The sequence below is a fragment of the Aquimarina spongiae genome (assembly GCF_900141785.1).
Lineage (GTDB): Bacteria > Bacteroidota > Bacteroidia > Flavobacteriales > Flavobacteriaceae > Aquimarina > Aquimarina spongiae.
In genome coordinates this window covers 169,534-196,246 of record NZ_FQYP01000007.1, presented here as the reverse complement: position 1 = coordinate 196,246, position 26,713 = coordinate 169,534, and the positions used below count along the sequence as shown (strand labels likewise).

Below are 26,713 nucleotides of genomic sequence, written 5' to 3'. Positions count from 1 at the left end.
GATAGCATACAGCTTTTCAATAAGTTTCATTTGTGTGCTTATTAAAATGAATGTTTTTATTCCAGATAAAATCTGGTCTAAGGGTGTATGACGTAACTTTACTAAAGGCTTCCGTAGGATACTTTTGAGTAAACATCATCTTGCTAGGTTTTACAATATACCCTCCCCAATATTCTGGCATAGGAATAGTACCGTTTTTAAATTTGTTTTCGAAAAATTCTAGTTGCTCATCCAGTACTTTTCGCGAAGAAATTTCAGTGCTTTGTTTGGACGCCCAAGCTCCTAATTGGCTTCCCTTTGGGCGGGATTCAAAATACCCTTCGGCAAGATTAGTAGCGATCTTTTCTGCAGTTCCTGAAATAAAAACCTCTCGATTTGCCGACGACCAATTAAAAAGTAAGGCGACTTTGTTATGATGCGCAATAGATTTCCCCTTTTCACTTTCGAAATTGGTAAAAAACACAAACCCTTCCCAGGTAAATTTCTTGAGCAAAACAATTCTACTTTTTGGAAATTCATCCGTGCCTATGGTAGCTAATTGCATGGTATTAGTCTCTTCTTCGGGATGTGAAGTGTCTACTTCATGAAACCACTGTTGAAAGTGTTGCATAGGATTATGATCAGTAGCTTCGTTCATTTGTTTTTATGCTTACTTTTTTACTGAGGATATTAGTGAGTACAGTTACATAAATAACCACAGAAATAGAACTTAAAGGCATTAAAATAGCGGCGATAACAGGAGATAATTGACCCGTTACCGCAAAATATAATCCTATACTGTTGTAGAAGAAAGATAGTATGAAACTGGATTTAATAATACCCATTGTCCTTTTGGAAATGGTTAAATAATGGTTGATATTTTGAAAGACTGATGCATCCAAAATAGCATCGCAAGCAGGAGAAAAGACGTTTACATTTTCAGAAACGGCGATCCCCACATCACTTTGTGCCAGTGCTCCTGCATCGTTGAGGCCATCACCTATCATGACTACATTGGCATCATGGTTTTGCAAGCTTTTGATATATTCGAGTTTGTCGTCTGGTTTTTGATTAAAGAGTAAGTTGGTGTTCTTGGGTAACAACTGTTCTAAATGCCTTTTTTCTCCTTCATTATCCCCCGACAAAATAGATAGGCGATAGTTTTTTGATAAGGTCTCGAATAGTTCTTTAACTCCTTTTCTGTATTGATTGTAGAAGACGTAGTGCCCTTTGTATTGATCATTGGCGTTAACATGTACTGTAGTATTCAAAGCATTAGTTCCGTTGGAATTTTTTATGAAATTTTGAGAACCGATTTTAATACTGTCCTGTGCGGATCGGGCTTCAATACCTTTACCGAGGTACTCCTGATATTCATCCAAAGTGAGAATATCATGATCTTCCAAAATTTGATACAACGACCTACTTAACGGGTGATTCGATGCACGAAGTGTACTTTTTAATAACGCTTCCTCTTTTTTGGAAAGTGGTTTGCCATGATATTCGATTTTATTTTTCTTGTTTGAGGTAATGGTACCTGTTTTATCAAAAATAAGAGTATTGACCTTTGATAATTGTTCGATTACGTCTGCATTTTTTAAGTAAAAACGGTTTTTTCCAAAAATCCTCAACATGTTTCCTAATGCAAAAGGTCTGGCTAGTGCTAGTGCACAGGGACAAGCAATAATAAGTACTGCAGTAAATACGTTCATCGCTTTTGAACTATCCGCAATTAACCAATAACTGGTCGCAATAAAAGCAATACATAAAATAATGATCGTAAAATATTTGCTAATGGTATCTGTAAGATTCGTAAAGGATGATGTTTTGTTTTTACTAAAAACGTCATTACTCCATAATTGAGTCAGATAACTTTGCTCTACAGATTTTAAGGCTTCAATCAATATGGCGCCATTCAATTGTTTTCCTCCTGCAAAAAGTTTGTCGCCGGATTGTTTGGCCACCAAATCGCTTTCTCCGGTAACAAAACTATAATCGATTTGTGCATCTCCTTCGATAAGTATACCATCAACCGGTATTAATTCTTCGTTCCGGATTAATAAACGATCTCCTTTTTTAATATGATAAACCTGAATACTTTCTTCCTTGTCATTTTTTTTGGATACTCGGGTTACTGCAATAGGAAAATACGATTTATAGTCCCTTTCAAAAGACAGAAATGAGTAGGTTTTTTGCTGGAAAAATTTTCCGACTAGTAAAAAGAAAACTAACCCAGTAAGGCTATCAAAAAAACCAGTTCCCAGATCAAATATGATCTCTACAGAACTTCTAATGAATAGTACAAGGATCCCTAATGCAATGGGAATATCAATATTCAATAATTTACTTCGAAGGCCTTTGTATGCTGAAATGAAATACTCTTGTGCAGCATAAAATACAACAGGTAACGAGAAGGCAAACATCAACCATCGAAAAAGGTGCTTGTACTTTTCTAACCAGTATTCTGATACTTCAAAGTATTCGGGAAACGACAAAAACATCACGTTACCAAATGCGAACCCAGCGATTCCTAATTTGTATAGTAATTGATGGTTGTTGTTTTTTGGAGTACTCGTATAATCGTCCAGACTAATGTATGGTTCATATCCAATGGAATTCATTAAAATCACCACTTCTTTGAGTGTTGTTTTTTCTGAATTGAGGGTGATCCTAACTGTTTTTTTGGGGAAATTCACTTGGGAAGAACTAATTCCCGGTTTCAATTTATGTAGATTTTCTAAAATCCAGATACAAGAGCTACAATGTATATGAGGGATGTATAGTGTAATAATCTGAGTATTCTGATCTGAAAATTCTATTAGCTTTTCAGCAATATCAGGATTATCGAGATAATCGTATTTTCCTTCAATTTCTTTAGGAATCGCTCCTGGAGCAGATTGTAAGTCATAATAGTCGGATAAATCATGACTCGAAAAAAATTCATATACAGTTTTGCAGCCATTACAGCAAAAGGTTTTGTGGGCGAAGTTGATAACTGTTTTATCGCAATTATTTCCACAGTGAAAACAAGTTGATTGTGTCATAAACTCACTGTTTTGCTGCAAAAATGGAGAAGATAAGGGTAAAAGAATATGATAATTATCATGTTTTGCCCTTTTCAGGAAATAAGTAGCTGTTACTGATGGTTATCAATGGGGTGATCCTCATACAAATCCTTAAAAGTTTTATCAGTCGTGTAGTTATCTCTAAGTACTTTATAAACCATAACGATGATCATGATTTGACCTAAACAAGTGAGGTAAAACACCCAACTAAAATGAATATTCATTATTACCAAAATAGTAACAAGTAAGAGCATAATCGAGGTGAGTACTACCATGGCTATCGTTGAAATTTTCATAACACTTTTTATTTACAAAATACCCTTTTTTGGAAACAGTTTGTCATAAGAATTCGCTAAAACATAAGTGTAGACTGACAAAAATCATATTTTCTGATCATGTGCTTATCTACTTTTGAACATAAGATATCAAATAGTAGAACCTATGAGAAAGATACTTATTCCAACCGATTTTTCAGAAAATGCAATGAATGCCATTCGGTATGCATTAGAACTTTTTAAATACGAGAAAAGTATTTTCTATATCATGCACGCCTATGCCGATGAGGTGTATGATCATGACGCATTAGTTTCGAGAGAAATTCTTGAGGAGTTAAAAGAAATTGTAAAGAATAGTTGTATCGTAGAGTTAAAAGACACTCTTAAAATTATTGATCAAATATCTCCAAACCCCAGGCACGAATACAGAGTAATTCCTGCTTTTGGGACATTAATTGATGAAGCCAATGCTATCGTAGATAGTGAAAACATCGATGTTTTGATTATGGGGACCAAGGGAAAAAGAAATGACCAAAATCTCACATTTGGAAGCAATACATTGCAGGTACTAAAATATGTAAAATGTCCTGTGTTGGCCATACCTAGTGGCTATAAGTGGGAGCAACCGAAAAATGTTTTGTTTCCTGCGGATTATTTTTTGCCATATAAAAGAAGAGAACTTAAATTGGTGAGTACATTGACCAAAAGTTTCAGGTCTACTGTTCATCTACTTCATGTTTCTAAACATGAAAAGATTTCGATACGACAAGAAGATAACAAAGCCTTTCTGAAAGAATGTTTGTTCGATACAGATATTAAATCTCATACGATGGCATCCGATACGCTTACCGAGGCCATCAACAATTTTGTAGAAAGTCATAAAATTGATTTTTTAATCCTTGTGAATTCCAGGCATTCTTATCTCGAAAACATATTGTATCAGTCAACAATAGATAAAATAGGATTACATATCAAAATCCCTTTTTTAACCATGCAGAATTTGCAGCGATATTAAAATGTGAAAAGATGAAACGAATTCTGTTACCTACGGATTTTTCAGAAAATGCATATAATGCCATACGATATGCCATGCATTTATTTAAGGGGGATAGTGCTACTTTTTATTTATTAAACACCTTTACCCCAGCTTCGTATAGTGCTGATTTTCTTATTGAAAATCCAACTCTTTATGGTTTGGAAAAGGTAGCCATGATGAATTCAAAAAAGAATATTGCCAAAATTGAAGAAAGTGTCATAACAGAGTTTAATAATCCAAAACATCAATTTGAAAGATTATCCATCTTTGGTATGTTGACAAGCGAGATCAAAGAAATTATCAAAAGAGAAAATATAGATCTGATAGTGATGGGAACCAAAGGTGCTACAGGCGCCAAGGAGTTTTTCTTGGGGAGCAATACACAAGACGTAATCAGGAGCGTTGACAATTGCCCGGTTTTGGCAGTGCCAGAAGAATCTTCTTTTGGTGAGGTTTCGGATATCGCTTTTGCTACCGATTTTGAACGTGTGTATTTCAAGTCAGAGATAGTTCCTATAGTGAATTTGGCAAAATCACAGGATGCAACCGTAAGAATGATTCATGTATATGACGACCCAAAATTGTCGCATGTGCAGCGGTTCAATTCAAATGCTTTGGAACAATATTTTAAAGAGATCAACTATGAATTTCATGTTATTTCTGATTTTTCTACAATAGAAAAGGCAATTCAAGCATGCGTAGAAGAACTAGAGATTGATATGTTGATGATGATCAAATACAAGCATAGTTTTATAGAAAGACTAACTCGAGAACCAGTGATTAAAAAAATGACGTTTCATACCACAATTCCATTTTTGGTAATCCCAGCGGATAACTGATTATTGTCATAGTATTCTTCGGGTCTGGTGTATAGTTTTATGACATAATTCATTAAAACCACACATCATGAGAAGAGTATTAGTCCCTACAGATTTTTCTAATAATGCATATAGTGCACTGTTCTATGCAACCCGGTTTTTTCAAAATGAACCTTGTCACTTTTTTATTCTTAACACATTTGATGTTAATACTCCGGTATTAACGAGTAGAATCGATACTAGTAAAGGAGATGCATTATACCGACAATTAAGCGCTACATCCAAAGATAAACTTACCGAAACCCTTCATTGCATTGTACGAGATACAGAAGATTTTGAGCATACTTTTGAAACGATATCCGTTTCTAAAGATTTGACAGAAACAATCAACAAAACCATACAAAGTAAGGAGATCGATTTGGTAGTTATGGGAACCAAAGGTGCTAGTGGTTTGAAAGAGATTTTTATTGGTAGTAACGCGGTCAAGGCCATTCAAAATATCAAGCAATCCCCTATACTTTTGGTTCCTGATGAACTAGATTTTAAACCACCAAGACAAATTGCTTTTGCTACCGGGTTTGGGCGATCTTACAGCAAAGCAGAGTTACAACCAATTATAACGATGGCCAAGATGTTTAAGGCCTCGATAAAGGTATTACACATTCATGAAAATGAATTGTTGAACGAAGAACAGGAGCAAAATTTCAAAATTCTGAGAACACTTTTTGAAGGCGTAGAACTAAGTATGCATTGGTTGGCAAAAGATAACCAAAAGGCAGAAGTTATTCAGATGTTTCTCGAAGAAATGAATATTGATATGCTTACCATGTTGCGATATCCGCACAGTATCACTGAAAGTATAACTCATGAGCCTGTAGTAAAAAAGATGGGCTTTCGTATTGACATTCCCTTCTTGGTAATTCCAGTGAAGAGCTGACAATTATCATAGTTTTTGGGCGTGTTTCCTTATACATTTATTCCATAAACCATTAAAAAACAAAGTAATGAAAAGGAAGATATTATTACCAACCGATTTTTCTAAAAACGCATGGAATGCGATGACATATGCCATAGAACTTTATAAGGATGAAGTTTGTGAATTTTATATACTCAATACGTTTAATGCCACAGGTTATGCATTAGAAAGTATGATGGTTCCTGAACCAGGAGAACGTTTTTATGAAGAAGCAAAAAAACAATCAGAAATGGGATTGGCAAAGATGCTAAAAGGGCTTTCTTTTAGAAATGAAAATCCAAAACATCAGTTCTTCACTGTTTCTCAGTTCAATAGCTTACTAGAGGGAATTAAAGATGTGATTGCCAAAAAAGATATCGAACTGGTAGTTATGGGGACTAAGGGAGATACTGATGCCGCAAGTATTGTATACGGAAGTAATACCATACTAGTTATGGAGAAAATTCGAAATTGCCCAGTAATGGCCATACCAAAAGAAGCTGATTTCAAAAAACCAAAGGAGATTGTATTTCCCACCGATTACAAGACACCGTTTAAAAGACGAGAATTACAACATCTTATGGATATTGCCAAAATTAGTGGTGCGGTCATTCGAATATTGCATATCGTAGATGCAGATGGGTTGGATGAGGATCAACAAAATAACAAACGACTTTTGGAAGAGAATTTTGAAAATTTAGAGCATAGTTTTCATACGCTGCGCAATGTAGATGTGCAAGGGGGGCTTAGCGCCTTTGTAGAAAGTAGAGATAGCGATATGGTCACTTTTATCAATAGGAAGCATAGTTTCTTTGGTAGCATATTCTCTAAACCCATGGTAAAAAATTTAGGATACCATTCTCGAGTACCCGTATTAGCATTACATGACGTATAACCAAATCAACACATTATTATGAAAAACATAGGCATTTGGATGGATAAGCAAAAAGCGTTTATCATCACCATAGAAGATCAAAAAGAAATCACAGACAAAATTGAATCTAATGTTGAAGACTTTCGGATTCATGGAGGATCTGGGACTCGAATCAAGGGAGGACCACAAGACGTAGTACAAGACAGGAAGTATCTTGAACGAGAAAAACATCAGTTTAGAACCTACTTTGAAACACTAGTAACTTTTCTACAAGATGCGGATAAAATTGTTGTTTTTGGACCCGCTGAAGCAGGGGAAAAGTTTAAAAAAGAACTGGATCAAAATTACAAAGATATCGCAGTAAAGGTAGAAGGTGTTTTTAAGGCAGATAGCATGACAGAAAATCAAACCAAGGCGTTGATAAGAGATCATTTTTCGTTGTCAACCTCATAAAACCAGATATTATGAAAGCTTCACCAAAGATCTTATCCCAGAAAGAATGTAAGGCGATTCATTTGGATACGCTAGCCTGGAAATCCAGTCTCGAATTTGTAGAAAGCGAAATCCAGTTTATACAACAACTGCTCAACTCATATGTATTCGAGCCAAAGACTCCCAATCTTTTTGAACGGTTGCAGGAATTTAAAGTTCAACTTTCAAAGGTAACGGAAGAAGTAGAGGGACTTAAAAATGGCATTCGAAAACATGAAAGCGAATTAGGAGGAATCCTAGAATGTGATACCATTTCTGAAAGTCATTCCTATTATCAAGAGCATGAATTGATGAATATGACTTTTGAAAAATTCTATAGAAATTTTAGAAAGCTAAAATCTGAAGTCTTTTCATATGCAGGTACCATATTAAAAAGCAACAAAAACTAAGCTTGAAAATGAGAAGCTGATGATTATCATTGTTTACATCACCCTATCAAGTTAGTTTTGAGATAAATCATTTAATCTCTAAAAAAACAAATCCAGAATGAAACTATATCTAAAAATTATCTCGATTGTAATTTTGATTGGTTTTGCTGGATTTTGGGTGTGGTATGAGTATACCTACAGTATGGATGCTGTTATCCCTTTTGAGGTAAATAGCCCTAAAAATGATACAAAAGTATTGGTGGCTTCTCAAGGAAGTCCATTTAAAGATTCTTTGGTACAGGGCATTATTAGACACTACGATAAGGATAGTATTTATTTCAAAGTAATAGATGTTTATACCCTTTTTACTGTTAATATAAGCAAATGGGATGCTCTAGTTATTATCAACTCATGGGAGTATGGGAGCCCTCCGCGAAATGTTAAACGGTTTATAAAGGATCACCCAAACGAATTGGATAAATTGATCATTCTGTCTACCGTTGGAAGTAGTCATATCACATTGAAAGACGTTGATGTGATCTCGGGAGAATCCATTATAGAAAAAACACCTCAATACACGGATATCGTGGTAAATCGATTAAATCAAATCATACATAAACCTTCTAGACATGAATAAGTTTGAACACTATATATTACTATTATTAGTCATTTTATTAAGTGCATGTTCCTCAAGTGAGCTGGTCGAGAACTGGAAAAATCCAGATATAGAAACTTTTGAAGCTCAAAAAGTATTGGTGATCGGGATTACATCAAATGAAGATAACCGTAAGTTTTTTGAAAGAAAATTGGTTTCAGAACTAGGGAGAAATGGTGTAAATGGAGTAAAAAGTATTGATTTTTTTGAAAAAAACTTTACTACTTCTCCAAAGACTGAAGCTGAAATTATGGGTTTGGAATCTCAATTGATCGAACAGGGTTTTGATGCTATTTTGTTATCAAAAGTAGTAGGAGTTGAAGACAAGGTTACTGTAGTAAAAGCATATCGAAATTTGGATAGAACCTTCAATAACTTCAGGGATGACTATTTCGACAATCAGGAGATCTTTCATGATCAAGAATATTACGAAGAGTACCAGATTTTTCATGCAGAGTCGTCTTTGTATTGTATATGTCCCGACAAAGCCAAAGAACTAATCTGGAAAGGATCAATAGACGTAACAGAGCCCGAAAATACCAGAAAAGCAGTGGGCGATTATGTAAAAGTGGTGATTTGGGCATTAAAAGCACAGCAATTATTAATTATAGAAGAATTTATCGATGAAGATTTTGATTTATAGTGCCAAGGATTTTGAGATTCCTTTTTTGGAAAAAGCGAACAACGAGGTACATCAGGTTAAATATATCCCTGATCGCCTTACCGATCAAACAGCGATACTAGCATTAGGTTTTGATGCGATATCGATTTTTTCGGCAGATGATGCTTCTTCCAAAGTGTTAGGATTATTAAAAGATTTCGGGATAAAATTTATTGCCTTACGATCCACAGGATATGATAATGTAAATCTGGCCAAGGCCAAAAAAATCGGAATGAAAGTGGCTAATGCCGCGGGATATTCGCCATACGCTATTGCAGAACATGCAGTAGGATTATTGTTAGCTTTAAATCGGAAACTGATACTTTCTAATACACAGGTCCAGAACTTTAATTTTTCTTTGAGCAATCTGGTGGGGTTTGATCTTTATCAAAAAACAGTAGGGATTATAGGTATGGGAAGAATAGGAAAAACAATTGCCAAGATTATGAATGGTTTCGGATGCCAGATTATCGCATTCGATCCCAATAAGGATTTAGATTTTGCAGAGCAATTTAATGTAGAATACCTTGACCTCGAACAGGTGTATCACCATAGTGATATGATTTTCTTAAGTACTCCGCTTACCAGTCAGACACATTATTTGATTGACCAAAAGGCGATAGAACAAATGAAAAGAGAGGTGGTTTTGATCAACGTAGCCAGGGGAGCAGTGGTCCATACCAAAGAACTTATCGAAGCCTTGAGTGCAAAGAGGCTGAAGGCCTACGGGACAGACGTGTATGAGTTCGAAAATGGATTGTTTTTTTACGATCACTCTCAAAATACCTCCAAAGACGAATTGCTACAAAAACTATTAAGTTTTCCGAATGTGTTGATAACACCGCATCAAGCATTTGCCACACACGAAGCATTAACTAATATTGCCGAAACCACGTTTTACAATATCAATAGTTGGGTAGAGAATAAAACTCCAGAAAATGAGCTTACTGTAGAATTAGTGGGGTAATCTGTTCTTTAGAACACCATACAAGAAGGTACCTAAAATAGCAGAAGCAATCACAATTACCATAGGTAAATATCCAGCTCCCAATAAAACAAACATAGGACCAGGGCAAGCTCCTGCTAGGGCCCATCCAAAACCAAAAATAATCCCTCCTAACACGTAACGCTTTATCCCTTTTTCTTTAGGAACTACATGGATTGGAGCTCCGTAAAAGGATTTTACATTGTATTTTTTAAGGAATTGAATTGAAAGTATTCCTAGCACAACAGCACTACCAATAATACCATACATATGAAAAGATCCAAACTGGAACATCTCATAGACCCTGAACCAAGATGCCGCTTCTGACTTGATCAAAACGATACCAAACAAGATACCAATCACTAAATATATAATTGAACGCATACTATTAAAAAATTAAAGGAAAAATAAGATGAACCATAATTAATCCACCTACAAAAAAACCAATGACGGCGATTAGCGATGGTATTTGTAAATTACTTAATCCCGAGATGGCATGTCCCGAAGTACATCCTCCTGCATAGCGAGCGCCAAAGCCCACTAGTATGCCGCCTATTACCAGTAGAGAGAGTATTTTGGGATCGGTAAGAATATCATCCGAAAACAATTCATGGGGCATATAGGCCTTACCAGCACTGTCTATCCCTTTTTGTTTAAGGTCTAACACTACGGCATCATTAAGTTGCACTGCATGATCTGTGGATAAGAAATTAGAACCCAAATATCCACCAATAATCACTCCTAATACTACGATAAGGTTCCATTTTTGTGCTTTCCAATCGAATCTAAAAAAATCGGAAGTTTTACCTGCACCACAAATGGTACACAATGTTCTTAAGTTTGAAGACATCCCAAACCTTTTGCCTGTCATAATTAACAAGAACATTATCAGTGTAAGTAGTGGTCCTGAAACATACCAAGGCCAAGGCTCAAGTATCCAATCCATGATTTCTGTATTTTGAGGATAAAGAAATCAAAATTTGAAAAAGATATCAGTAACAAATGTTACACACGGTCTATGTTCAAATTATTTGAGTGTAGTAGGGCAAACGTAGTCCGTGGTAGCGATACCTGCATTTTTTATATCCTTAAACCCTCCTGCAATATCCACTAGGTTATGAATACCTCTACTCTTTAATATTGAAGCAGCTATAACCGAACGATACCCACCAGCACAGTGTATGAAAAATGTTTCTTTTTCAGGAAAATCCTGAAGGTAGTCATTCAAATAATCCAAAGGAGAGTTTTTAGCCTTATCCACATGTTCTGCTACAAATTCACTTTCCTTTCTTACGTCAAAGACGGGGATTTCGTCCTTATCGAGTTTTTCTTTAAATACAGAAGCTGATATTGAAGTGACGGTATCAAACTCTTTATTGGCCTTTTTCCAGGCTTCGAATCCGCCTTCGAGATACCCCAGGGTATTGTCAAAACCAACACGAGATAAACGCGTAATGGTTTCCTCAACACGACCTTCTGGAGCTACCAGCAAAATGGGTTGTTGTACATCGGCAATTAAGGCTCCTACCCACGGTGCAAAGCCTCCGTCGATACCAATAAAAATAGACCTTGGGACATGTCCTTGCACATATTCATTTTGGTGTCTTACATCTAATACCACTGCACCTGTTTCGTTAGCCAAAGCTTCAAAAGCTGAAGCAGACAATGGTCTGGCACCTTGTTCTATTACTTCATCGATATCCTTATACCCTTCCTTATTCATTTTTACATTCAGCGGGAAATACAATGGAGGAGGTAATAAACCTTCGGTAACTTCTTTTACAAATTCTACTTTGGTCATATCTGCACGCAATGCATAATTCATTTTTTTCTGATTGCCTAGGGTATCCACAGTCTCTTTCATCATATTTTTACCACAGGCAGAACCTGCACCGTGAGCAGGATAGACAATAACATCGTCTGCCAGAGGCATGATCTTATTTCGTAAGCTATCATACAAGGTTTCTGCAAGTTGCTCTTGGGTCATATTTGCTGCCTTTTGCGCCAGATCTGGGCGACCTACATCTCCAAGAAACAAGGTATCTCCACTAAATATTGCATGATCCTTTCCGTTTGGATCTCTTAAGAGGTAAGTGGTGCTTTCTATGGTATGTCCAGGAGTATGTAATGCTAGTATGGTAATATCCCCAAGTTGAAACTCTTGATTATCTTTGGCGATTGTAGCTTCAAAAGATGGATTGGCTAAAGGTCCGTAGATAATTTCGGCTCCTGTTTCTTTTGCTAATGTGAGGTGCCCGCTAACGAAATCCGCATGAAAATGCGTTTCAAAAATGTATTTTATTTTGGCGTTATTTTCATTCGCCTTTTCAATATAAGGTTTTACCTCTCTCAAAGGATCAATAATAGCAACTTCACCATTACTTTCTATATAATATGCCCCCTGGGCCAAACATCCTGTATATATTTGTTCTATCGTCATTTTGTTCTTCTTTTGAATATAATCCATCTCAGGATGGAAATATAGTTTATTGATTGAGTATTATGCAAAAATAAGCCAATTATTATTTGAAATCAGTAACTATTGTTACAAAGCTTTTTTAGGTAACTTCTTTGAGGAGGATGTAGATACTCATTAGCAAAACAAACCATCCAAATCCTTTTTCAAGTTTTTTTCCTTCGATATATCGAGTAAAATAAGTACCCAAAAATATGCCTAAAACAGCAACAAGAGTAAATGGTAATAAAAAATGCCATTCGATCTCTAAATTTTCTACATCGCCCATAAAACCAATAAGAGATTTTATGGCGATGATGAGCAGGGATGTTGCTACCGCTTTTTTCATGGGTAACTTTGCCATGAGTACCAGAGCTGGGATAATTAAAAAACCACCACCGGCACCAACCAACCCAGTTAAAATCCCTACCACAATACCTTCTATAAAGATCAAGGTATATGATGTGTTGGATTTTACAAGAGATTTTGTTTTTCTTTTATCATTCCTTATCATGGACATTGATGCTATAAACATGATAAGAGCAAAAAAGATCATCAGTCCAATTTCCTTGGTGATGATTATGTTCTTGTAGCTTATTAATTGATTCGGAATTGCAGGTACTATATATCTTCGGGTCCCATATACGGCTAAAAGGGACGGTATAGCAAATATTAAGGCGGTTTGAAAGTCGATTAATCCCTTTTTTAGATTTTGGATAGCACCAGCTGTAGATGAAACTCCTACAACAAACAAAGAATATGCTGTTGCCGTTATAGGGTTAATATGTAATATGTATACTAATACGGGTACGGTAAGGATGGAACCTCCTCCACCGATTAAACCTAATACAATACCTATAATTAATGCTGCAATAAACCCAATAACTTCAGTTATTTCCATTACATTTTTTCAGCAAAAATAACTTGAGCAAAAGGGCACTACAGTAACATTTGTTACCGAACCATCAAAGATCTATTACTTCAATACTGTTTCTGTTGAGTTTTACTTTTCCTTTGGTTTCAAGCTTTTTAAGAAGCCTGGAAATGACTACCCTTGATGTATGAAGGTCATATGCAATTTCCTGATGTGTATTTTTCAACACATTGTCACTGGTTACTTTGGATTTGTCGTGTAGGTATTTCAATAAGCGATCATCCATTTTTAAAAAGGCAATGCTGTCGATAGTTTCTATGGCTTCAATTAATCTTTTGTGATAACTATCAAAAACAAAATTTCGCCAGGACTTGTATCTGGTAGTCCATTCTTCCATTTTTTCTACAGGAATCATTACCAAAGAAGCATCAGTTTCGGCAATTGCCTTAATTTCACTTTTATGATGTCCCAAACAACAAGATAATGTCATTGCGCAAGTATCACCACGCTCTAGGAAATATAGCAATAATTCATCCCCTTCAGTGTCTTGCCTTAGGATTTTAATAGCACCATTAATGATCAATGGCATTGATTTGATATAACTGCCAGCTCTTATAAGTTCATCCCCTTCTGATACTTCTCTAAAAGTACCTACGCTTGTGATTTCTTTTATAAGAGCGGGTTCAAAAAAATCACCATAGTTTTGCTGTAGTCCGTCTATCATTGTTAGCTGCTTAGAAATTGTTCGATCTTTGCTTTCGCTTCATTATACCCCAGATCATATACTTTGTCCAGATTATTACTGTTAAAAAGACCATAATTGGCTAATGCTTTGGCTTGTATGATCATATCGCATTGCGAAAATCTGGTTTCAGAATTAGGTACGGCTCTTAAATAATAGGCTCTTTGCATAACATTATAGGAGTGTTTGAAATCTGAAATCTTTGGTTTTTTGATAGGGGATACATCCACTCCAATAATAAAGTCACAATTTTGCTGTAGTGGAGCTACCGGGAAATTATCCAAAATTCCACCATCTGCATACAGCTGATCACCAATCATCACAGGAGTAAACACCCCTGGGAAAGCCGCCGAAGCTAATAAAGGTTTAATGAGTTGTCCACTGCTAAATACCTCAGTTACTCCTTCTACCAGGTTGGTAGTAGTGACAAACATATTTTTTTGCAATGACTCGAATGTATTTTCTGGGAAAAAGGAAATGAGATCATTATAGAACTTTTCTGAATCCAGAAAACCAGCTTTTTTGCGAGTAAATCTATTGAAATTAAACAAAGAGGTTTTTTGAAAAAAACGTTTGATCACTTCAGGAGAATGGCCTGCCGCATACATAGCACCAACAAGAGCCCCCGCACTGGACCCTGAAATGTATTTGATAGCAATTCCAACTTCTTCTATAGCTTGTATTGCACCAATATGGGCTACTCCTTTAAATCCTCCTCCCGATAAAACTAGTCCTATGTTTTTTGACTCTTTCATAGCATATTTTGTTATAGTACAGGGCTAAAAATTTTAGCTACTCCTTCTTTTATTTTGTGATGCCAAGGTCTTTTTACAAAGGTATCATACTTTAGTTCAATGCTATGATTACAATCCTGCAAAAAATCATTTTTCAAGGCAATAGAAAACGAATCTTCATAAACCACGGCATTCACTTCATAATTCTGTTCAAAACTTCGGATATCGAGATTCGTGGTTCCTATCGAAGATACAGTATCGTCGGCAACGATCGTCTTACTGTGCACAAAACCTTCTGGGAATAAATATATTTTTACTCCCGCTTGAAGCAGGTCTTCAAAATAAGATCGCACACACCATTTTACAATTGGGTTGTCTGATTTTTTGGAGAGTAACAACCGTACATCTACACCGCTCAAAGAAGCTACTTTTAGAGATTCTAAAATACTTTCACCCGGAATGATATAAGGATTGGTAATGTATACGTAGTCTTTTGCTTCATTGATCATAGAGAAAAAAAGCTGTCTGGCGGCCGAGAAATCCGAATCCGGTCCAGAGTGAACGATTTGCACCGTGGCTTCTCCTGTTTTTTGATCTGGTGCAAAGTAAGCTGTGTCCAGAATATCCTCATCTTCGGTTATTAAAAACCAGTCCATTGCAAATATGGTTTGTAGACTATGTACCACTGGTCCTTGGATTTGCAAATGTGTATCATGCCATACCCCAAGATTAGGATCTCCTTTTACATATTTGTCAGAGACGTTAATGCCTCCGGTAAAGGCTATTTCATCATCGACAACAATAATTTTACGATGGTTTCTATAGTTTATAGAATTCAAAAGTTTACCAAATCGAATAGGAAGAAATCGGCTTGTTTCTACTCCTATTTCGTTGAGTTTTTTGATGTATTTTTTGCTTAACGATCGACTGCCAATACCATCATAAATGATTCGAATTTGGACTCCACTTTTCACTTTTTCAGAAAAAAGCTGAAATAGCTCTTTTGTCAATTCCCCTTCTTCGAAAATGTAATACTCCAGATGAATAAAATGCTTAGCCTTTTTTAGGGCTTCAAAAATCGCGCTAAATGTAGGCTCTCCGTTTTTTAGTAAAGTTAATTGATTCCCAGAACTCGGTGCGAAATATGAGTTTTGGGTGATTAATGAGATTAATTTTTGATGTTCCTTATGTTCTTGTTTAGAAATGGGGACGTAGTGTTGTAATGCCCTTTGGATATACGCATTAACTTTTGGCGTACGTTTTAGTTTGAAAAGTTTGTTTTTTCTGCGATTTCTACCCAGCATTAAATACAAGAGGATACCTCCCACAGGAATCGTAAAAATGGCAAGCATCCAAGCAAGAGTTTTGGTGGGCCTCATCCCATTTAAAAGTAACCGTACTATAATAAATACCCCTATCAGGATATACGTAGCAGATAAAATGGTGAATATGATAGGTTGATTCACGTTTTAGTAGGGTTTACATATGCATGATCAATAAAGGAACTCTTGTGCCATAACTTATTTTTGACATCTTTGATCCTTTAAAAAATCGATCTATAAAAGTGTCTTGTTTAATATACATCGCGGTCAAATCAACATCCATAATTTGCACAAAACTATTTATGGCTAATGACGTAGGAACGGCTATGATTGAATGAAAGGTATGATTAATTTCTTTAAAAAATGTACTCATTCGATTTTTATCATCAAACTCGGCTTTGGTCACCGTATCATCTTCTTTGATTTTCAGTATTCGTAAAATAGCTTTGTGTTTTTCGAGAAGATGGACCAAAGGTTCCATGCCTTTCGTAGTAAAGTTCTCTGAAAAATCAATAGTAAACAATACACTCTGCAAGGGAGTAAAAGAGAATCCCTCGGGGATGGCAAGTAGGGGACAGTCTACTTTTCGGATTACATTAATGGTATTGCTACCAAAAACAACCTCTTTTGCTCCGGTAGCGCCATTTGTACCCATAACGATAAGATCTATTGCTTTGGTTTTTATAACCTGTTTGATAGCATCAGTAAATATGTCGTAATCAGTAATAGTATGAAATGTATAATTTTCTTCTGAATATTCCGATTCTAGCTGTTGTGCTAATATCTCAAGTTTCTCTTTGGTACCTCCCACTACAGATTGATGTATAGATGTATTTGCCGGAGCTGCCATCAGATCATCTGTGGTATAGGTAGATGCTTTTTGAACGTGAAGAATATAAAACGTACATACCTCATTTTTGAAGAATTGCAAGGCATAGGCAATAGCATTTTTGGAATTGTCTGAGAAATCGGTGGGAAGCAAAACATTTTTCATGATCATCCTTTTTTATACGAATAAAGATATACCCAATGGGATTCAATAAAAATGATATTGGTCATACTGGAAGCTGGGATAGAATTCTTAATATTATATTAAACTTGTTCAGATATGGCATCAAAATTGTAACAACTTTGGCATTAGTGATGTCATATTTTGTATGAGAAAGATGCTACTATGCATAGTGCTATGTTTGTCTTGTATGATGGGAGGGTTTGCCAAAGAAAACCCGCCTAGACATTCGTTTTTCTCTTCAGAGGATATTGTGTTTTCGAAAGCTGAAATTCTTAATGAGTATACCGCCCGTATTCCTTTTAAGTTGGTTGATCGACTTATCGTAGTAGAGGCCGAGTTATTAGGGAAAAAGGGAGATTTTATTATCGATACCGGATCCGATACGATGATATTGAATGAAGTTCATTTTCCGTTAAAGTATCAGCATCAATCCAGAAAAAGAAATACATCGGGGGTCATAGAGGTAATGGATGACACCTTTGAGCAAGATGTAAAAGAGTTTATCCTTCAAAATTTTAATCTAAAGAATAAAACTTCTGATATTGTTAATCTATCACATATCGAAAAAGCAAAAAAAATGCGCCTTTTGGGGGTGATAGGATATAACATCTTAAAAGACTACGAGGTTTTTATTGATATGCACCTTAATCAAATGACCTTAAGTAAGGTGGATGGAAATGGAGACAAATATGACCAAAAGGTGTATGCAGAAAAAATTACAGATAGTGTTGATTTTAAACTGAGACACCATACCATTGTACTTAATGGATATATAGGTGACAAACCGGTTGTTTTTGGATTAGATACTGCAGCAGAGTTCAACCAAATCAATAAAAAGATAGGAAGAAAGGCGCTTAAATATTTTTATCCTGGGAAAAGACTATTGCTTTCTGGTGCCGGGGATCATAAAATTGAAGTGATTGCAGGAAAGTTGTTTCGAGTACGACTAAGCAAAAGTGTGTATTTTGGTCCGATGAATACCGTGCTCACCAATTTGAATAAAATGAATGAAGCTTTTGGTACACAACTCGACGGTGTTTTGGGCTATGAGTTTTTTCAACAGAAAAGAACAATCATCAATTATCAGAAAGAAAAGCTTTATTTTGTAAAATATCCGATACTTAGAAATTGAAAGAAAAAGTACTACATATCATTTTTTTATTCCTTGCCTTTGCAGGGGAAGTGGTGTTGGCACAAACCGAAAGCTTTAAAGGATATAAAATTGAAGGAGATGAGATCGTATTCATTTTTGACAAGCGAGACTACAGTATTGCCATGGCCGATAAACAAAACAGACGATATCATTTTGAATATCTTGAGATAGAAAATGTAGTGGTGGCAGGTTCATTCAACGATTGGTCAAAATACGACTGGAAGATGTCTAAGATCGACGAAAATCGATACGAACTACGAAAGAATCTGGACGACTTTGATGACGAGTTTTCGTGGGAGTTTAAGTTTGTCGTCAATAATGCCCTATGGGCAGAACCATCAAAAGAATATGCAAATGTAGTTAGAGCTTTCAGAAATGGTCATGCATTACCGGCATATAATCTCAAGATTTATGCGGCGTATCCAGATGATAGTGGTAATGTAACTTTTACGTTGGGAGGTCATGAGGATGCGCGTAAAGTAATACTAAGCGGTAGTTTTAATAAATGGAACGAGCATCTTTTTAAAATGAAGCGTACCGAGGATTGTTGGAGCATTACTTTAAAAATACGACCGGGAGAATATCAGTACAAATTTATTATCGATGGAGAGTGGATAGAAGATCCAGTGAATCCTGATAAAAGGAGAAACGAATTTCATGGTTATAACTCTGTAGTTCATGTTAAGGCTCCGGCATCATTTATATTAAATGGGTATGCAGATGCAGAAAAAGTAATTCTGGCGGGCTCGTTTAACGATTGGTCAGAGAGCGCGTACGAGATGACACGTACCCAAAAAGGTTGGGTGTATCGAACCATGCTCTCTGGAGGGAAACATCATTATAAGTTTATTGTTGATGATACCTGGATCTTGGATCCGGATAATCCCGTTAAAGAATATGATGATCAAGGAAATATAAATTCCGTTTGTATGGTGAAGTGATGAAACTATCCTCCTATCTGGATCATACTTCGATTGTTATGACCATCTGTGTCTTTGAACTTATCCAGTGTATCCATACCGTTTCTTACCTTTAATTTTGATCGAATTGCACTCTGGATAACCGAAGCGATTGGTTTTCCGTCTCGTAAAGGAGTTAATAGATCAGACTCTTTGGAAGAGAACAAACAATTTTTGATTTTACCGTTGGCAGTAAGTCGAATTCGATTACACCCATCGCAAAAGGGATTGGTAACAGAACTAATAATCGCAAAAGTGCCTTTGTATCCTTTAATCTGATAGCTTTTGGCGGTGTCGTTGGGGGCATTCTGTAATTTAAGAACCTCGTCTTTTATAAAATGAGTATGGACATGATCCAATATTTCTTTTAGGGATACTAATTTGTCCATATTCCAGCGATTTCCATCAAAAGGCATAAATTCGATAAAACGAATATGAACGGGTAGATCCTTGGCTAGATTGATAAAATCAATAATTTCATCGTCATTAAATCCTTTCATCAATACACAATTAATTTTTACTTCAAAACCTTCATCAACTAGCAAAAGGATATTTTGATACACTTTTTCGAAATAGGATCTTCTGGTGATTTGCTGGTTTTTTGAGGAATGTAGAGAATCCAGACTTATGTTTAGCGATTGTATTCCGCATTTTTTGAATAGGTCAATAAACCGGTCTACGATAACTCCATTTGTGGTTAAGGTAAGTTCTACAGGGAGTGAAGAAAGTTGTTCTATAATCTTTGCAGCATCTTTTCGTACCAAAGGTTCTCCACCAGTTAATCGTATTTTGGTTACCCCTCTGTTTACAAATTCTTGAGCAATGGTAAAAATCTCTTCATAGGTCATGATATTTGCCTTTGGAGAGAGTTGAATCCCTTCTGCAGGCATGCAATAGGTACACCGAAGATTGCATCGTTCGGTAAGCGATATGCGCAGATAATTGTGTGTTCTACCAAAGGTATCGGTAAGTATGTTGGATGTTTTTAAATCAGTCATGCCGCACACCTTTTAAGATTCGAAAAACATGAAGTACTTCAGGGAAAATAGCATCCATAGATTCTTTAGCACCATTCGTAGATCCTGGTAATGCCATAACCAGGGTGCTGCCAATTGTGCCCACCACACTTCTGGATAACATGGCATAGGGCATACGATCTTGCCCATATTTTCTAATCGCTTCTTCTATACCAGGAATACTTCTGTCTAATAATGGTTTTAGTGCTTCTGGAGTTACATCTCTGCTGGATAAACCAGTGCCTCCAGTATAAATAATAAGGTCGGCTCCTTGCTCTTTGTATTGCGAAGCTTTCTTTTGAATACTATCTATTTCATCAGGAATGATGCTATAATCCATTATTTCTACTTCGCAACTTTCAAGTTTATTAATAATAGCCTTGCCTGCTTTGTCTTCTTTCTTTCCTTCAGAAATCGTATCTGAACAAACAACAACAGCTGCCTTTAGATCCTTTCTGAAACGGTCTTTAAAATCGGATTTTCCTCCTTTTTTGTTCAGTAATTTGATATGATGGATTTCAACTCCTTTGTCAATAGGTTTCAGCATATCGTACATATTTAATGCAACGATACTTGCTCCATGCATGGCTTCTACTTCTACACCTGTTTTGTAAATGGTTTTGATGGTAACCAAAACGGTTATTTCCAGATCATTGATCTCATAATCAATACCTGTATATTCTATGGGTAGCGGATGACAATCGGGCAGTAACTCTGGAGTTTTCTTAACACCAAGTAGTCCTGCTGCTTTACTCATAGCAAACACATCACCTTTGGGAACCGTGCCATTTTTGATAGCTTCTATGGTTTCTTGGGTACTTACTTTTACTACTGCCTGAGCTGTTGCAATTCGTAATGTTGAGGTTTTATATGTGATGTCTACCATGATAGGTGTTATATTGAAATATTTCTTTGATATCGGTTGTAATTACTCGGTTTGAGGTTATTATGTTTTTAGGTGTTTTGTTTCCACTGATGGGTTTCATCTTCAAAAATTTCTTTACCAAAAACGGGAACGTCTGCTTTTATGGCTTCTACCACATATTCTAGAGCTTCAAAAACGATTCTACGCCTTGGTGAAGACACAAAAACAAACAGGCAGATCTCCCCGGCATTTACAGTACCTAGACTGTGATAGATGTGCATGCAAGTAAGATCAAATTTGGCAAACGTACGTTCACGTATCTCCTGGAATTTTAGATTTGCCATCTCTTCATAGGCAGTATAGTCAATCCCTGTAATTGTTTTACCATCAATTACATCTGCTCGTACTTGCCCTAGAAATATATTATGAGCTCCAATTGTAGTTTTGGTTTGATGTTTGGCTATGGAGTTGCCAATAAACTCAGAAGAAATAGCTCCCTGAACAAAGACGTTTTTAAGTTTCGTTTTTTCCATAGTATGACTACTCAATTTTTGTGGTTTGAAATTCATTAAGAGCAATAGCTCCCCCTTTTACATGAGCGATGCGTGTATATCCATATTGTGATAAGATTTGCAAGGCTTTTTTACTTCGTATACCTGATTGACAAAAGACAATCAACTCCTTTTCTTTGCTTAATTGATGTAATTCATTCTCCAAAGTTCCTAACGGGATCAATATTGGAGAAAGGCTATCTACTTTTGGGTATTCATGAGGTTCGCGAACATCAAGATACTGTACATCTTCTTTTTGATAAGCCTCTTCGGCAGAGATTTCCTGAATATACTCAACTCCACAAAACAGATCATAGTTATTTTTTTCAAAACGTGGAGCAGTGGCTAATACACTTTCGATTTGAGAAGCAACACGTTGAATTGAGAATGTCGAAAATTGGGTCGATAGACTGTCATACATCATTAGTTTTCCATCGAGTACTTCACCAATTCCTAAGATCATTTTTAATACTTCATTCGCTTGAAAACTACCTATAATTCCTGGCAAAACTCCAATCACCCCAATTTCTGAACAAGAAGGTACGGTACCTGCACTTGGCGGTTCTGGAAATAAGCATCTATAACTTGGGCCATTGTTGTAATTGAACACAGATACCTGGCCCTGATACTTAAAGATAGCACCGTATACCAAGGGTTTGCCGGTAATAATACATGCATCGTTAACCAAATATCGTGTAGAAAAGTTGTCTGACCCGTCTACTATAATGTCATGATCGGCAAAAAGTGTCAATGCATTTTTTACCGTAAGTTTTTCGGGATAAACATTGATAACGATATCTGGATTAAGATCACTTAGACGTTTTTTGGCAGCCAGTGCTTTATTTGTGCCCACATCGTTCTTTCCATAGAGTACTTGTCGGTGTAGATTAGAAGTTTCTACAACATCAAAATCTATAATACCAATAGTTCCTATACCTGCTCCAGATAGGTATTGCAACACAGGGCATCCCAAGCCTCCTGCTCCTATAACCAATACCTTGGCAGCGTTGAGTTTTTTTTGACCTTCTTCACCAATTTCTGGTAGTATGATCTGGCGGTGATATCTTGAATTAAAATCCATAGGCAATTTTTAACCTCCAGCAAATGGGGGTAGTAAAGCGATTTCTGCTTCTTTGGTAATTGTATAATTTTCCTGAACCAATTGTTGATCCACAGCGACTTTAAAATCCATATGATTCAGCTTTGGATGGGCGATTTTTAATTTTTCCAGCAATTCTGATACCGAACAATGCTCTATTTGCAGTTGCTCTTCAGGCATAGTAGTTGCCTCTGCAATCATGCCAAAATATTTAATCGTTAATTGCATATCTAACATTTTTTAGGTCTTCTGGGGTATTGATATTACTCACCAAAATATATTCTTTTTCGTCTACAGGAATGGACTTGGTTGATAGCGAAGCCACTAGTTTTCGCAATCGCCTTTCTCCTGTTTCTAACTGTTTTTTACAGATAGCGGCGCATCTTTTCTTATACAGAGCGATCAAAGGCATCGATTTGTCTTGAGCCCTAAACTGAATAACATCAAAGTGCTCTTCGTCTGAGTCCTGCAATTTTGAAAGCAAAGCTGTGGTGATCAAAGGAACATCACAGCTGATCACAAAGTTGCTAGTGGTTGTAGAAGACAAAAGACCAGTATACAACCCTCCAACCGGACCAGTATCTTTAAAGATATCTTCTACTCTTTTGTATCCAAATTGGTCGTATTCCTCCTGATCACTTACAATAATAATTTCTCTTACAAGTGGTTGTAACGCCTCTGCAATATGTCGTACAAAAGGTTTGTCGTGTAGAAAAAGCAATCCTTTTTCTTCACCCATTCTAGAACTTTTGCCTCCGGCTAATATGATTCCTGTATGCTCTTTTTTTTGAGTCATAATGAAATTTGATCAAACTCTTTATCGAGAAAATCCCAACATTTCTGATTGATATTGTCAAAAGCTTGTATAGCTTTACTTCCGTGTTCAGTAAGGTGGGCGCCTCCACCTCCTTTTCCTCCGGTTGTTGTAATCACCAAAGGCTCTTTGGCAGTCTTATTCATGCTGTCTAAGAGATTCCATGCTTTTTTGTAGGACATCGATAAAGCATTTGCCGCTTTGCTTAGCGAACCTGTTTGATCGATAGCTTTTAATAGCCGCACTCTTCCTTCTCCAAGATAGACTCCATCTTCAGTCTCGATCCAGATTCTGCTTTTTATTTTGTAGTCCATAAACAACCGTTTGGTTTTTAAAGATACAACGATTTTTTCTGACGAAACTTTCTTTATCTAAATTTTAGCAAAAAACGATTTAGATGGTAATTTTTTTAGTAATTACTTATGATTTAAGGTCTTTTTATGGCAAGTTTATGATCTCGATAGTATCTCCAATGGTTACTTCTGTGGTATCTTCAGGAAGATATACCAAAGTGTTGGCCAAGGCAAAAGATCGCAACATTGAAGAGGCCTGAGCATCTAGAATAGTTATTTGCCCATGATCGTTATGAGCTTTTAAGAAAGCGGCTCGTTCTCCTTTTTTGGTAAAATTAGAATTAGCAACCCCTTTACCACGTTCGAGATGATAATTGCTATATCCCGAAAGTTTAAGAATTGCCGGCAATACATAAATATAGAAACAGGATAAAGAAGATGCAGGATTTCCGGGTAGGGCAAAGATGGTTTTGTTTTTATGTTTTCCATAAAACAAAGGTTTTCCTGGCTTTTGTTTTACTTTGTAAAATACCTCTTCGACACCTATATTTCGAAGGGCTTTACCCACAAAATCGTAATCGCCAACAGAGATTCCTCCAGAAATAAGAATAACATCATGATCTGCAATGGTTTTTTCTAGAAGGGCTTGAGTATCTTCATAATTATCAGAGACCTTGTAGGTGCTCACTGCAGAAAAACCAGACTTTTGTAACGCACTTACCAACATTAAGGAATTACTTTCGTAGATCTGCCCGTATGATAAAGGTTGTCCGGGAGCTACAAGTTCATTCCCTGTAGTGATTATAGCAATAGTTGGTTTTTTGTATACTTCAATTTCGGTAACACCAAGCGTAGCCAGATATCCAATACCAGCGGGGGTAATTTTGGTGTCTTTTGATAAGGCAGTGTCTCCTTTCTTAATTTGCTCTCCTACTTCTCGGATATTAGCCATGGGCACAGTTGATTCCTGAAGCGTTATTTGATGGTTAGAGACTTCTACTTTTTCCTGAATAACCACCGTTTTTGCAGCAGATGGGACTGGAGCACCGGTAAAGATGCGTATAGCTTGTCCTTCCTTTATTTCGGGATCCTCAGTATCTCCTGCTTTCACTTCATTAACCAAGGTATAGGTCGTTTCCTGAACAGAACCTAGTGCATAACCATCCATAGCCGATTGCCGAAATGGAGGCATATCGATAGGAGAAAAAACATCCTTTGCCAATACATAACCTAAAGCTTCGGATACCGAGATTGTAACCGTGTTACTGGTCTTTTGTGTTTGTTGCTCTATGAGTTGGAGGGCTTGCTGTACAGATATCATAATTTTATTTACTAATGAGGTAAAGGTACAACGAATTGGGGTGAGAGAAAAAGAAAGAGGTTGTCTAAAATGTAAATTTTATAAACCTCTTTCGTATAAAAATCAGAATTCTCACAAACTAACTTTTAATATTGTTCTGTTATCGAGCATTTGTTAACACGCAATAGTTCCAATTTTCTTAAACAAAAAACGGTCAGGGTGTTTAACCTGACCGTTTTTCGTTTGTTGAATGTAATTTTTTAATCAAATAAGTTGTTTGTTTTTGATAGCATTTTTTTAATAAATCATAGAGACACAATGGTTGTAATTTTGAGTGAAGGATTAATTTGAGAAATGATAGTGATACTCTTATCGGTTTGTTGAATCACTTTGGTCTCTGGAATATCGATCATTTCATTATCCCTTTTAATTTGCAAAGGACTTCCTCTCTTGTACAACGTATCCGTTTGACTCATAAATTGAACCGGTTTAGGATCTTCTCTCACAAAGTCCGACCTTAAATACACTGATAACGGCCTAGGATTAAAATCAATTAACCAGCTTATTAATTCCAAATTTGCCGGTGTTGTAGATTTTGTTTCTCCATTTAAGAAATTTACGATCGGTTTAAATTTATCCCCTTTAACCCTTTCGATTGCATGAAGCTTGTTTTCTCCTTCTTTAAATTTAAAGAAGCGATTGAGAATACCCTCGTCATACTTTTCATTTCTTCGAGACAATAGCCATATACATGCCTCTTTAATCTGTTTTCTAGTAGGTTGGAGAAGATAGCTACTCATCTCTCCGCCTTTTTCCCTTTTGTACTTTTCAAGAATTTCATTCTTGTAAGTAACACTCGTTTTTCTCTCCATAATGGTGTTAAATTATTGGAATCTATAGGATTTCTAAGGAATCTTTGGAATCCCTGGAATTGTTTATGCACATAGATTTGGGTTCTTAGTAAATTCACATTAACAATTTGTTCCGATTACATATTGCTAACATAGTAAATGTATGGACTTACTTGTTACGGGAATCCGTAAAGTGATGCCGATGGCACCGGGAAAGTAGCCATAACGTATCGCCTCTGGATTTTCAACTTTCCAAAAATAAAATAGGAGTACTCCCTTATTAATCACCCCTGCCTAGAAATACCGGGTCAACCCTGGCAGGAACCACTATGTATAAACCTAAAAAATGAAAACGTATGAAAACTATATTGTATACCCTAGTAGCCCTTTTTATGATTGGAAGTTTCACCTCTTGTACAACGGATAGTGTTGCCGACGAAGATGTTTCTTTTGAGTATTATTCAACCACCGGAGAAAATGGACAAATGGGTGGTGAAGATGAAGGATAGT

At 36.3% G+C, this 26,713-nt stretch carries 32 protein-coding genes; 12 read left to right on the top strand and 20 right to left on the bottom strand.

Features of this window, described 5'->3' with window-relative positions:
- Positions 1-16: 16 nt before the first annotated feature.
- The 3 genes from pdxH to BUE24_RS16625 all read right to left on the bottom strand — a co-directional run bounded on the left by pdxH (position 17) and on the right by BUE24_RS16625 (position 3,340).
- The gene (gene pdxH / locus BUE24_RS16635; protein ID WP_073318199.1) at positions 17-637 is read right to left on the bottom strand and encodes a pyridoxamine 5'-phosphate oxidase; all 621 of its coding nucleotides are present in this window, start codon (positions 635-637) and stop codon (positions 17-19) included.
- A complete protein-coding gene (locus tag BUE24_RS16630) occupies positions 621-3,023 on the bottom strand; it encodes a heavy metal translocating P-type ATPase (protein ID WP_073318195.1) in 2,403 nt (800 codons plus the stop codon). Before BUE24_RS16630 ends, pdxH begins: the two co-directional genes overlap by 17 nt.
- Positions 3,024-3,115: 92 nt before the next feature.
- A complete protein-coding gene (locus BUE24_RS16625) occupies positions 3,116-3,340 on the bottom strand; it encodes a hypothetical protein (protein ID WP_073318192.1) in 225 nt (74 codons plus the stop codon).
- Positions 3,341-3,485: 145 nt separating this feature from the next.
- On the opposite strand from BUE24_RS16625, the gene BUE24_RS16620 reads away from it, so the two are divergent.
- The 9 genes from BUE24_RS16620 to BUE24_RS16580 all read left to right on the top strand — a co-directional run bounded on the left by BUE24_RS16620 (position 3,486) and on the right by BUE24_RS16580 (position 10,145).
- A complete protein-coding gene (locus tag BUE24_RS16620) occupies positions 3,486-4,334 on the top strand; it encodes a universal stress protein (RefSeq protein WP_073318189.1) in 849 nt (282 codons plus the stop codon).
- Positions 4,335-4,345: 11 nt separating this feature from the next.
- Positions 4,346-5,194 (top strand): universal stress protein, encoded by an 849-nt coding sequence (locus tag BUE24_RS16615; RefSeq protein WP_073318186.1) that lies wholly within the window; start codon positions 4,346-4,348, stop codon positions 5,192-5,194.
- A 67-nt stretch (positions 5,195-5,261) separates the two neighbouring features.
- Positions 5,262-6,110: a universal stress protein gene (locus BUE24_RS16610; RefSeq protein WP_073318183.1), complete on the top strand. Its 849-nt coding sequence runs from the start codon at positions 5,262-5,264 to the stop codon at positions 6,108-6,110.
- Positions 6,111-6,177: 67 nt separating this feature from the next.
- Positions 6,178-7,023: a universal stress protein gene (locus tag BUE24_RS16605; protein WP_073318180.1), complete on the top strand. Its 846-nt coding sequence runs from the start codon at positions 6,178-6,180 to the stop codon at positions 7,021-7,023.
- Positions 7,024-7,041: 18 nt separating this feature from the next.
- On the top strand, positions 7,042-7,455 hold the full coding sequence (locus BUE24_RS16600; RefSeq protein ID WP_073318177.1) for a hypothetical protein: 414 nt from the start codon (positions 7,042-7,044) through the stop codon (positions 7,453-7,455).
- Positions 7,456-7,466: 11 nt separating this feature from the next.
- A complete protein-coding gene (locus tag BUE24_RS16595; RefSeq protein ID WP_073318175.1) occupies positions 7,467-7,883 on the top strand; it encodes a hypothetical protein in 417 nt (138 codons plus the stop codon).
- Between the two features lie 97 nt (positions 7,884-7,980).
- On the top strand, positions 7,981-8,499 hold the full coding sequence (locus tag BUE24_RS16590; RefSeq protein ID WP_073318172.1) for a hypothetical protein: 519 nt from the start codon (positions 7,981-7,983) through the stop codon (positions 8,497-8,499).
- The gene (locus tag BUE24_RS16585; protein ID WP_073318169.1) at positions 8,492-9,160 is read left to right on the top strand and encodes a hypothetical protein; all 669 of its coding nucleotides are present in this window, start codon (positions 8,492-8,494) and stop codon (positions 9,158-9,160) included. The genes BUE24_RS16590 and BUE24_RS16585 overlap by 8 nt, the downstream gene beginning before the upstream one ends.
- Positions 9,141-10,145: a 2-hydroxyacid dehydrogenase gene (locus tag BUE24_RS16580; RefSeq protein ID WP_073318166.1), complete on the top strand. Its 1,005-nt coding sequence runs from the start codon at positions 9,141-9,143 to the stop codon at positions 10,143-10,145. Before BUE24_RS16585 ends, BUE24_RS16580 begins: the two co-directional genes overlap by 20 nt.
- Here the strand turns inward: BUE24_RS16580 and BUE24_RS16575 are convergent.
- The 8 genes from BUE24_RS16575 to BUE24_RS16540 all read right to left on the bottom strand — a co-directional run bounded on the left by BUE24_RS16575 (position 10,134) and on the right by BUE24_RS16540 (position 17,284).
- On the bottom strand, positions 10,134-10,547 hold the full coding sequence (locus BUE24_RS16575) for a DUF6691 family protein (RefSeq protein WP_073318163.1): 414 nt from the start codon (positions 10,545-10,547) through the stop codon (positions 10,134-10,136). The genes BUE24_RS16580 and BUE24_RS16575 overlap by 12 nt on opposite strands.
- 4 nt (positions 10,548-10,551) lie before the next feature.
- On the bottom strand, positions 10,552-11,109 hold the full coding sequence (locus BUE24_RS16570; protein WP_073318161.1) for a YeeE/YedE family protein: 558 nt from the start codon (positions 11,107-11,109) through the stop codon (positions 10,552-10,554).
- Positions 11,110-11,190: 81 nt separating this feature from the next.
- Positions 11,191-12,603 carry an MBL fold metallo-hydrolase gene (locus BUE24_RS16565; protein WP_073318159.1) on the bottom strand — a complete coding sequence of 471 codons (1,413 nt, stop codon included), beginning with the start codon at positions 12,601-12,603 and terminating at the stop codon, positions 11,191-11,193.
- A 118-nt stretch (positions 12,604-12,721) separates the two neighbouring features.
- Positions 12,722-13,519 (bottom strand): sulfite exporter TauE/SafE family protein, encoded by a 798-nt coding sequence (locus BUE24_RS16560; protein WP_073318157.1) that lies wholly within the window; start codon positions 13,517-13,519, stop codon positions 12,722-12,724.
- 64 nt (positions 13,520-13,583) lie between these two features.
- Positions 13,584-14,216 carry a Crp/Fnr family transcriptional regulator gene (locus tag BUE24_RS16555; protein ID WP_073318156.1) on the bottom strand — a complete coding sequence of 211 codons (633 nt, stop codon included), beginning with the start codon at positions 14,214-14,216 and terminating at the stop codon, positions 13,584-13,586.
- A 2-nt stretch (positions 14,217-14,218) separates the two neighbouring features.
- Positions 14,219-14,989 carry a patatin-like phospholipase family protein gene (locus BUE24_RS16550; RefSeq protein ID WP_073318154.1) on the bottom strand — a complete coding sequence of 257 codons (771 nt, stop codon included), beginning with the start codon at positions 14,987-14,989 and terminating at the stop codon, positions 14,219-14,221.
- An 11-nt stretch (positions 14,990-15,000) separates the two neighbouring features.
- A complete protein-coding gene (gene cls, locus BUE24_RS16545; RefSeq protein WP_244548165.1) occupies positions 15,001-16,434 on the bottom strand; it encodes a cardiolipin synthase in 1,434 nt (477 codons plus the stop codon).
- A 13-nt stretch (positions 16,435-16,447) separates the two neighbouring features.
- Complete coding sequence (locus BUE24_RS16540; RefSeq protein WP_170864616.1) at positions 16,448-17,284, bottom strand: universal stress protein; 837 nt, start codon at positions 17,282-17,284, stop codon at positions 16,448-16,450.
- 163 nt (positions 17,285-17,447) lie between these two features.
- Between BUE24_RS16540 and BUE24_RS16535 the strand changes: the two genes are divergently transcribed.
- Both BUE24_RS16535 and BUE24_RS16530 read left to right on the top strand, forming a co-directional pair.
- Positions 17,448-18,434, top strand: a complete 987-nt coding sequence (locus BUE24_RS16535) for a pepsin/retropepsin-like aspartic protease family protein (RefSeq protein WP_139242031.1) — start codon at positions 17,448-17,450, stop codon at positions 18,432-18,434.
- Positions 18,431-19,396, top strand: coding sequence for an early set domain-containing protein (locus BUE24_RS16530; RefSeq protein WP_073318149.1), 966 nt, complete (start codon positions 18,431-18,433; stop codon positions 19,394-19,396). Before BUE24_RS16535 ends, BUE24_RS16530 begins: the two co-directional genes overlap by 4 nt.
- Before the next feature lie 5 nt (positions 19,397-19,401).
- On the opposite strand, the gene moaA is transcribed toward BUE24_RS16530, so the two are convergent.
- The 9 genes from moaA to BUE24_RS16485 form a co-directional block, all read right to left on the bottom strand.
- Complete coding sequence (gene moaA, locus BUE24_RS16525; RefSeq protein ID WP_073318146.1) at positions 19,402-20,412, bottom strand: GTP 3',8-cyclase MoaA; 1,011 nt, start codon at positions 20,410-20,412, stop codon at positions 19,402-19,404.
- A complete protein-coding gene (gene moaCB / locus BUE24_RS16520) occupies positions 20,405-21,316 on the bottom strand; it encodes a bifunctional molybdenum cofactor biosynthesis protein MoaC/MoaB (RefSeq protein ID WP_073318143.1) in 912 nt (303 codons plus the stop codon). Before moaCB ends, moaA begins: the two co-directional genes overlap by 8 nt.
- 68 nt (positions 21,317-21,384) lie before the next feature.
- Entirely contained in the window at positions 21,385-21,828 is a 444-nt protein-coding gene (locus tag BUE24_RS16515) for a molybdenum cofactor biosynthesis protein MoaE (RefSeq protein ID WP_073318674.1), read from the bottom strand.
- Positions 21,829-21,835: 7 nt separating this feature from the next.
- Complete coding sequence (gene moeB, locus BUE24_RS16510) at positions 21,836-22,927, bottom strand: HesA/MoeB/ThiF family protein (RefSeq protein ID WP_073318140.1); 1,092 nt, start codon at positions 22,925-22,927, stop codon at positions 21,836-21,838.
- Between the two features lie 9 nt (positions 22,928-22,936).
- On the bottom strand, positions 22,937-23,173 hold the full coding sequence (locus tag BUE24_RS16505) for a MoaD/ThiS family protein (protein WP_073318138.1): 237 nt from the start codon (positions 23,171-23,173) through the stop codon (positions 22,937-22,939).
- Positions 23,157-23,741, bottom strand: a complete 585-nt coding sequence (gene mobA / locus BUE24_RS16500) for a molybdenum cofactor guanylyltransferase (RefSeq protein ID WP_073318135.1) — start codon at positions 23,739-23,741, stop codon at positions 23,157-23,159. The genes BUE24_RS16505 and mobA overlap by 17 nt, the downstream gene beginning before the upstream one ends.
- A complete protein-coding gene (locus BUE24_RS16495) occupies positions 23,738-24,073 on the bottom strand; it encodes a winged helix-turn-helix domain-containing protein (RefSeq protein WP_073318132.1) in 336 nt (111 codons plus the stop codon). The genes mobA and BUE24_RS16495 overlap by 4 nt, the downstream gene beginning before the upstream one ends.
- A gap of 124 nt (positions 24,074-24,197) precedes the next feature.
- The gene (locus tag BUE24_RS16490) at positions 24,198-25,373 is read right to left on the bottom strand and encodes a molybdopterin molybdotransferase MoeA (RefSeq protein WP_073318129.1); all 1,176 of its coding nucleotides are present in this window, start codon (positions 25,371-25,373) and stop codon (positions 24,198-24,200) included.
- Between the two features lie 284 nt (positions 25,374-25,657).
- Positions 25,658-26,224, bottom strand: a complete 567-nt coding sequence (locus tag BUE24_RS16485) for a hypothetical protein (RefSeq protein WP_073318126.1) — start codon at positions 26,222-26,224, stop codon at positions 25,658-25,660.
- Between the two features lie 335 nt (positions 26,225-26,559).
- On the opposite strand from BUE24_RS16485, the gene BUE24_RS24000 reads away from it, so the two are divergent.
- Positions 26,560-26,712 (top strand): hypothetical protein, encoded by a 153-nt coding sequence (locus BUE24_RS24000; protein WP_170864615.1) that lies wholly within the window; start codon positions 26,560-26,562, stop codon positions 26,710-26,712.
- The last annotated feature ends 1 nt before the right edge of the window (position 26,713 follow it).

What these genes read in the sequence shown, in the direction of transcription:
- BUE24_RS16580 (WP_073318166.1), top strand. Translation starts at nt 9,141, where the DNA reads ATGAAGATTTTGATTTATAGTGCCAAGGATTTTGAGATTCCTTTTTTG.
- BUE24_RS16585 (WP_073318169.1), top strand. Translation starts at nt 8,492, where the DNA reads ATGAATAAGTTTGAACACTATATATTACTATTATTAGTCATTTTATTA.
- BUE24_RS16610 (WP_073318183.1), top strand. Translation starts at nt 5,262, where the DNA reads ATGAGAAGAGTATTAGTCCCTACAGATTTTTCTAATAATGCATATAGT.
- BUE24_RS16515 (WP_073318674.1), bottom strand. Translation starts at nt 21,828, where the DNA reads ATGGAAAAAACGAAACTTAAAAACGTCTTTGTTCAGGGAGCTATTTCT.
- moaA (WP_073318146.1), bottom strand. Translation starts at nt 20,412, where the DNA reads ATGACTGATTTAAAAACATCCAACATACTTACCGATACCTTTGGTAGA.
- BUE24_RS24000 (WP_170864615.1), top strand. Translation starts at nt 26,560, where the DNA reads ATGAAAACTATATTGTATACCCTAGTAGCCCTTTTTATGATTGGAAGT.
- BUE24_RS16615 (WP_073318186.1), top strand. Translation starts at nt 4,346, where the DNA reads ATGAAACGAATTCTGTTACCTACGGATTTTTCAGAAAATGCATATAAT.
- BUE24_RS16540 (WP_170864616.1), bottom strand. Translation starts at nt 17,284, where the DNA reads ATGAAAAATGTTTTGCTTCCCACCGATTTCTCAGACAATTCCAAAAAT.
- BUE24_RS16570 (WP_073318161.1), bottom strand. Translation starts at nt 11,109, where the DNA reads ATGGATTGGATACTTGAGCCTTGGCCTTGGTATGTTTCAGGACCACTA.
- BUE24_RS16605 (WP_073318180.1), top strand. Translation starts at nt 6,178, where the DNA reads ATGAAAAGGAAGATATTATTACCAACCGATTTTTCTAAAAACGCATGG.
- BUE24_RS16620 (WP_073318189.1), top strand. Translation starts at nt 3,486, where the DNA reads ATGAGAAAGATACTTATTCCAACCGATTTTTCAGAAAATGCAATGAAT.
- BUE24_RS16490 (WP_073318129.1), bottom strand. Translation starts at nt 25,373, where the DNA reads ATGATATCTGTACAGCAAGCCCTCCAACTCATAGAGCAACAAACACAA.
- BUE24_RS16555 (WP_073318156.1), bottom strand. Translation starts at nt 14,216, where the DNA reads ATGATAGACGGACTACAGCAAAACTATGGTGATTTTTTTGAACCCGCT.
- BUE24_RS16630 (WP_073318195.1), bottom strand. Translation starts at nt 3,023, where the DNA reads ATGACACAATCAACTTGTTTTCACTGTGGAAATAATTGCGATAAAACA.
- moeB (WP_073318140.1), bottom strand. Translation starts at nt 22,927, where the DNA reads ATGGATTTTAATTCAAGATATCACCGCCAGATCATACTACCAGAAATT.
- BUE24_RS16600 (WP_073318177.1), top strand. Translation starts at nt 7,042, where the DNA reads ATGAAAAACATAGGCATTTGGATGGATAAGCAAAAAGCGTTTATCATC.
- BUE24_RS16550 (WP_073318154.1), bottom strand. Translation starts at nt 14,989, where the DNA reads ATGAAAGAGTCAAAAAACATAGGACTAGTTTTATCGGGAGGAGGATTT.
- BUE24_RS16560 (WP_073318157.1), bottom strand. Translation starts at nt 13,519, where the DNA reads ATGGAAATAACTGAAGTTATTGGGTTTATTGCAGCATTAATTATAGGT.
- mobA (WP_073318135.1), bottom strand. Translation starts at nt 23,741, where the DNA reads ATGACTCAAAAAAAAGAGCATACAGGAATCATATTAGCCGGAGGCAAA.
- BUE24_RS16565 (WP_073318159.1), bottom strand. Translation starts at nt 12,603, where the DNA reads ATGACGATAGAACAAATATATACAGGATGTTTGGCCCAGGGGGCATAT.
- BUE24_RS16625 (WP_073318192.1), bottom strand. Translation starts at nt 3,340, where the DNA reads ATGAAAATTTCAACGATAGCCATGGTAGTACTCACCTCGATTATGCTC.
- BUE24_RS16590 (WP_073318172.1), top strand. Translation starts at nt 7,981, where the DNA reads ATGAAACTATATCTAAAAATTATCTCGATTGTAATTTTGATTGGTTTT.
- moaCB (WP_073318143.1), bottom strand. Translation starts at nt 21,316, where the DNA reads ATGGTAGACATCACATATAAAACCTCAACATTACGAATTGCAACAGCT.
- BUE24_RS16505 (WP_073318138.1), bottom strand. Translation starts at nt 23,173, where the DNA reads ATGCAATTAACGATTAAATATTTTGGCATGATTGCAGAGGCAACTACT.
- BUE24_RS16495 (WP_073318132.1), bottom strand. Translation starts at nt 24,073, where the DNA reads ATGGACTACAAAATAAAAAGCAGAATCTGGATCGAGACTGAAGATGGA.
- BUE24_RS16485 (WP_073318126.1), bottom strand. Translation starts at nt 26,224, where the DNA reads ATGGAGAGAAAAACGAGTGTTACTTACAAGAATGAAATTCTTGAAAAG.
- pdxH (WP_073318199.1), bottom strand. Translation starts at nt 637, where the DNA reads ATGAACGAAGCTACTGATCATAATCCTATGCAACACTTTCAACAGTGG.
- BUE24_RS16535 (WP_139242031.1), top strand. Translation starts at nt 17,448, where the DNA reads ATGAGAAAGATGCTACTATGCATAGTGCTATGTTTGTCTTGTATGATG.
- BUE24_RS16595 (WP_073318175.1), top strand. Translation starts at nt 7,467, where the DNA reads ATGAAAGCTTCACCAAAGATCTTATCCCAGAAAGAATGTAAGGCGATT.
- BUE24_RS16575 (WP_073318163.1), bottom strand. Translation starts at nt 10,547, where the DNA reads ATGCGTTCAATTATATATTTAGTGATTGGTATCTTGTTTGGTATCGTT.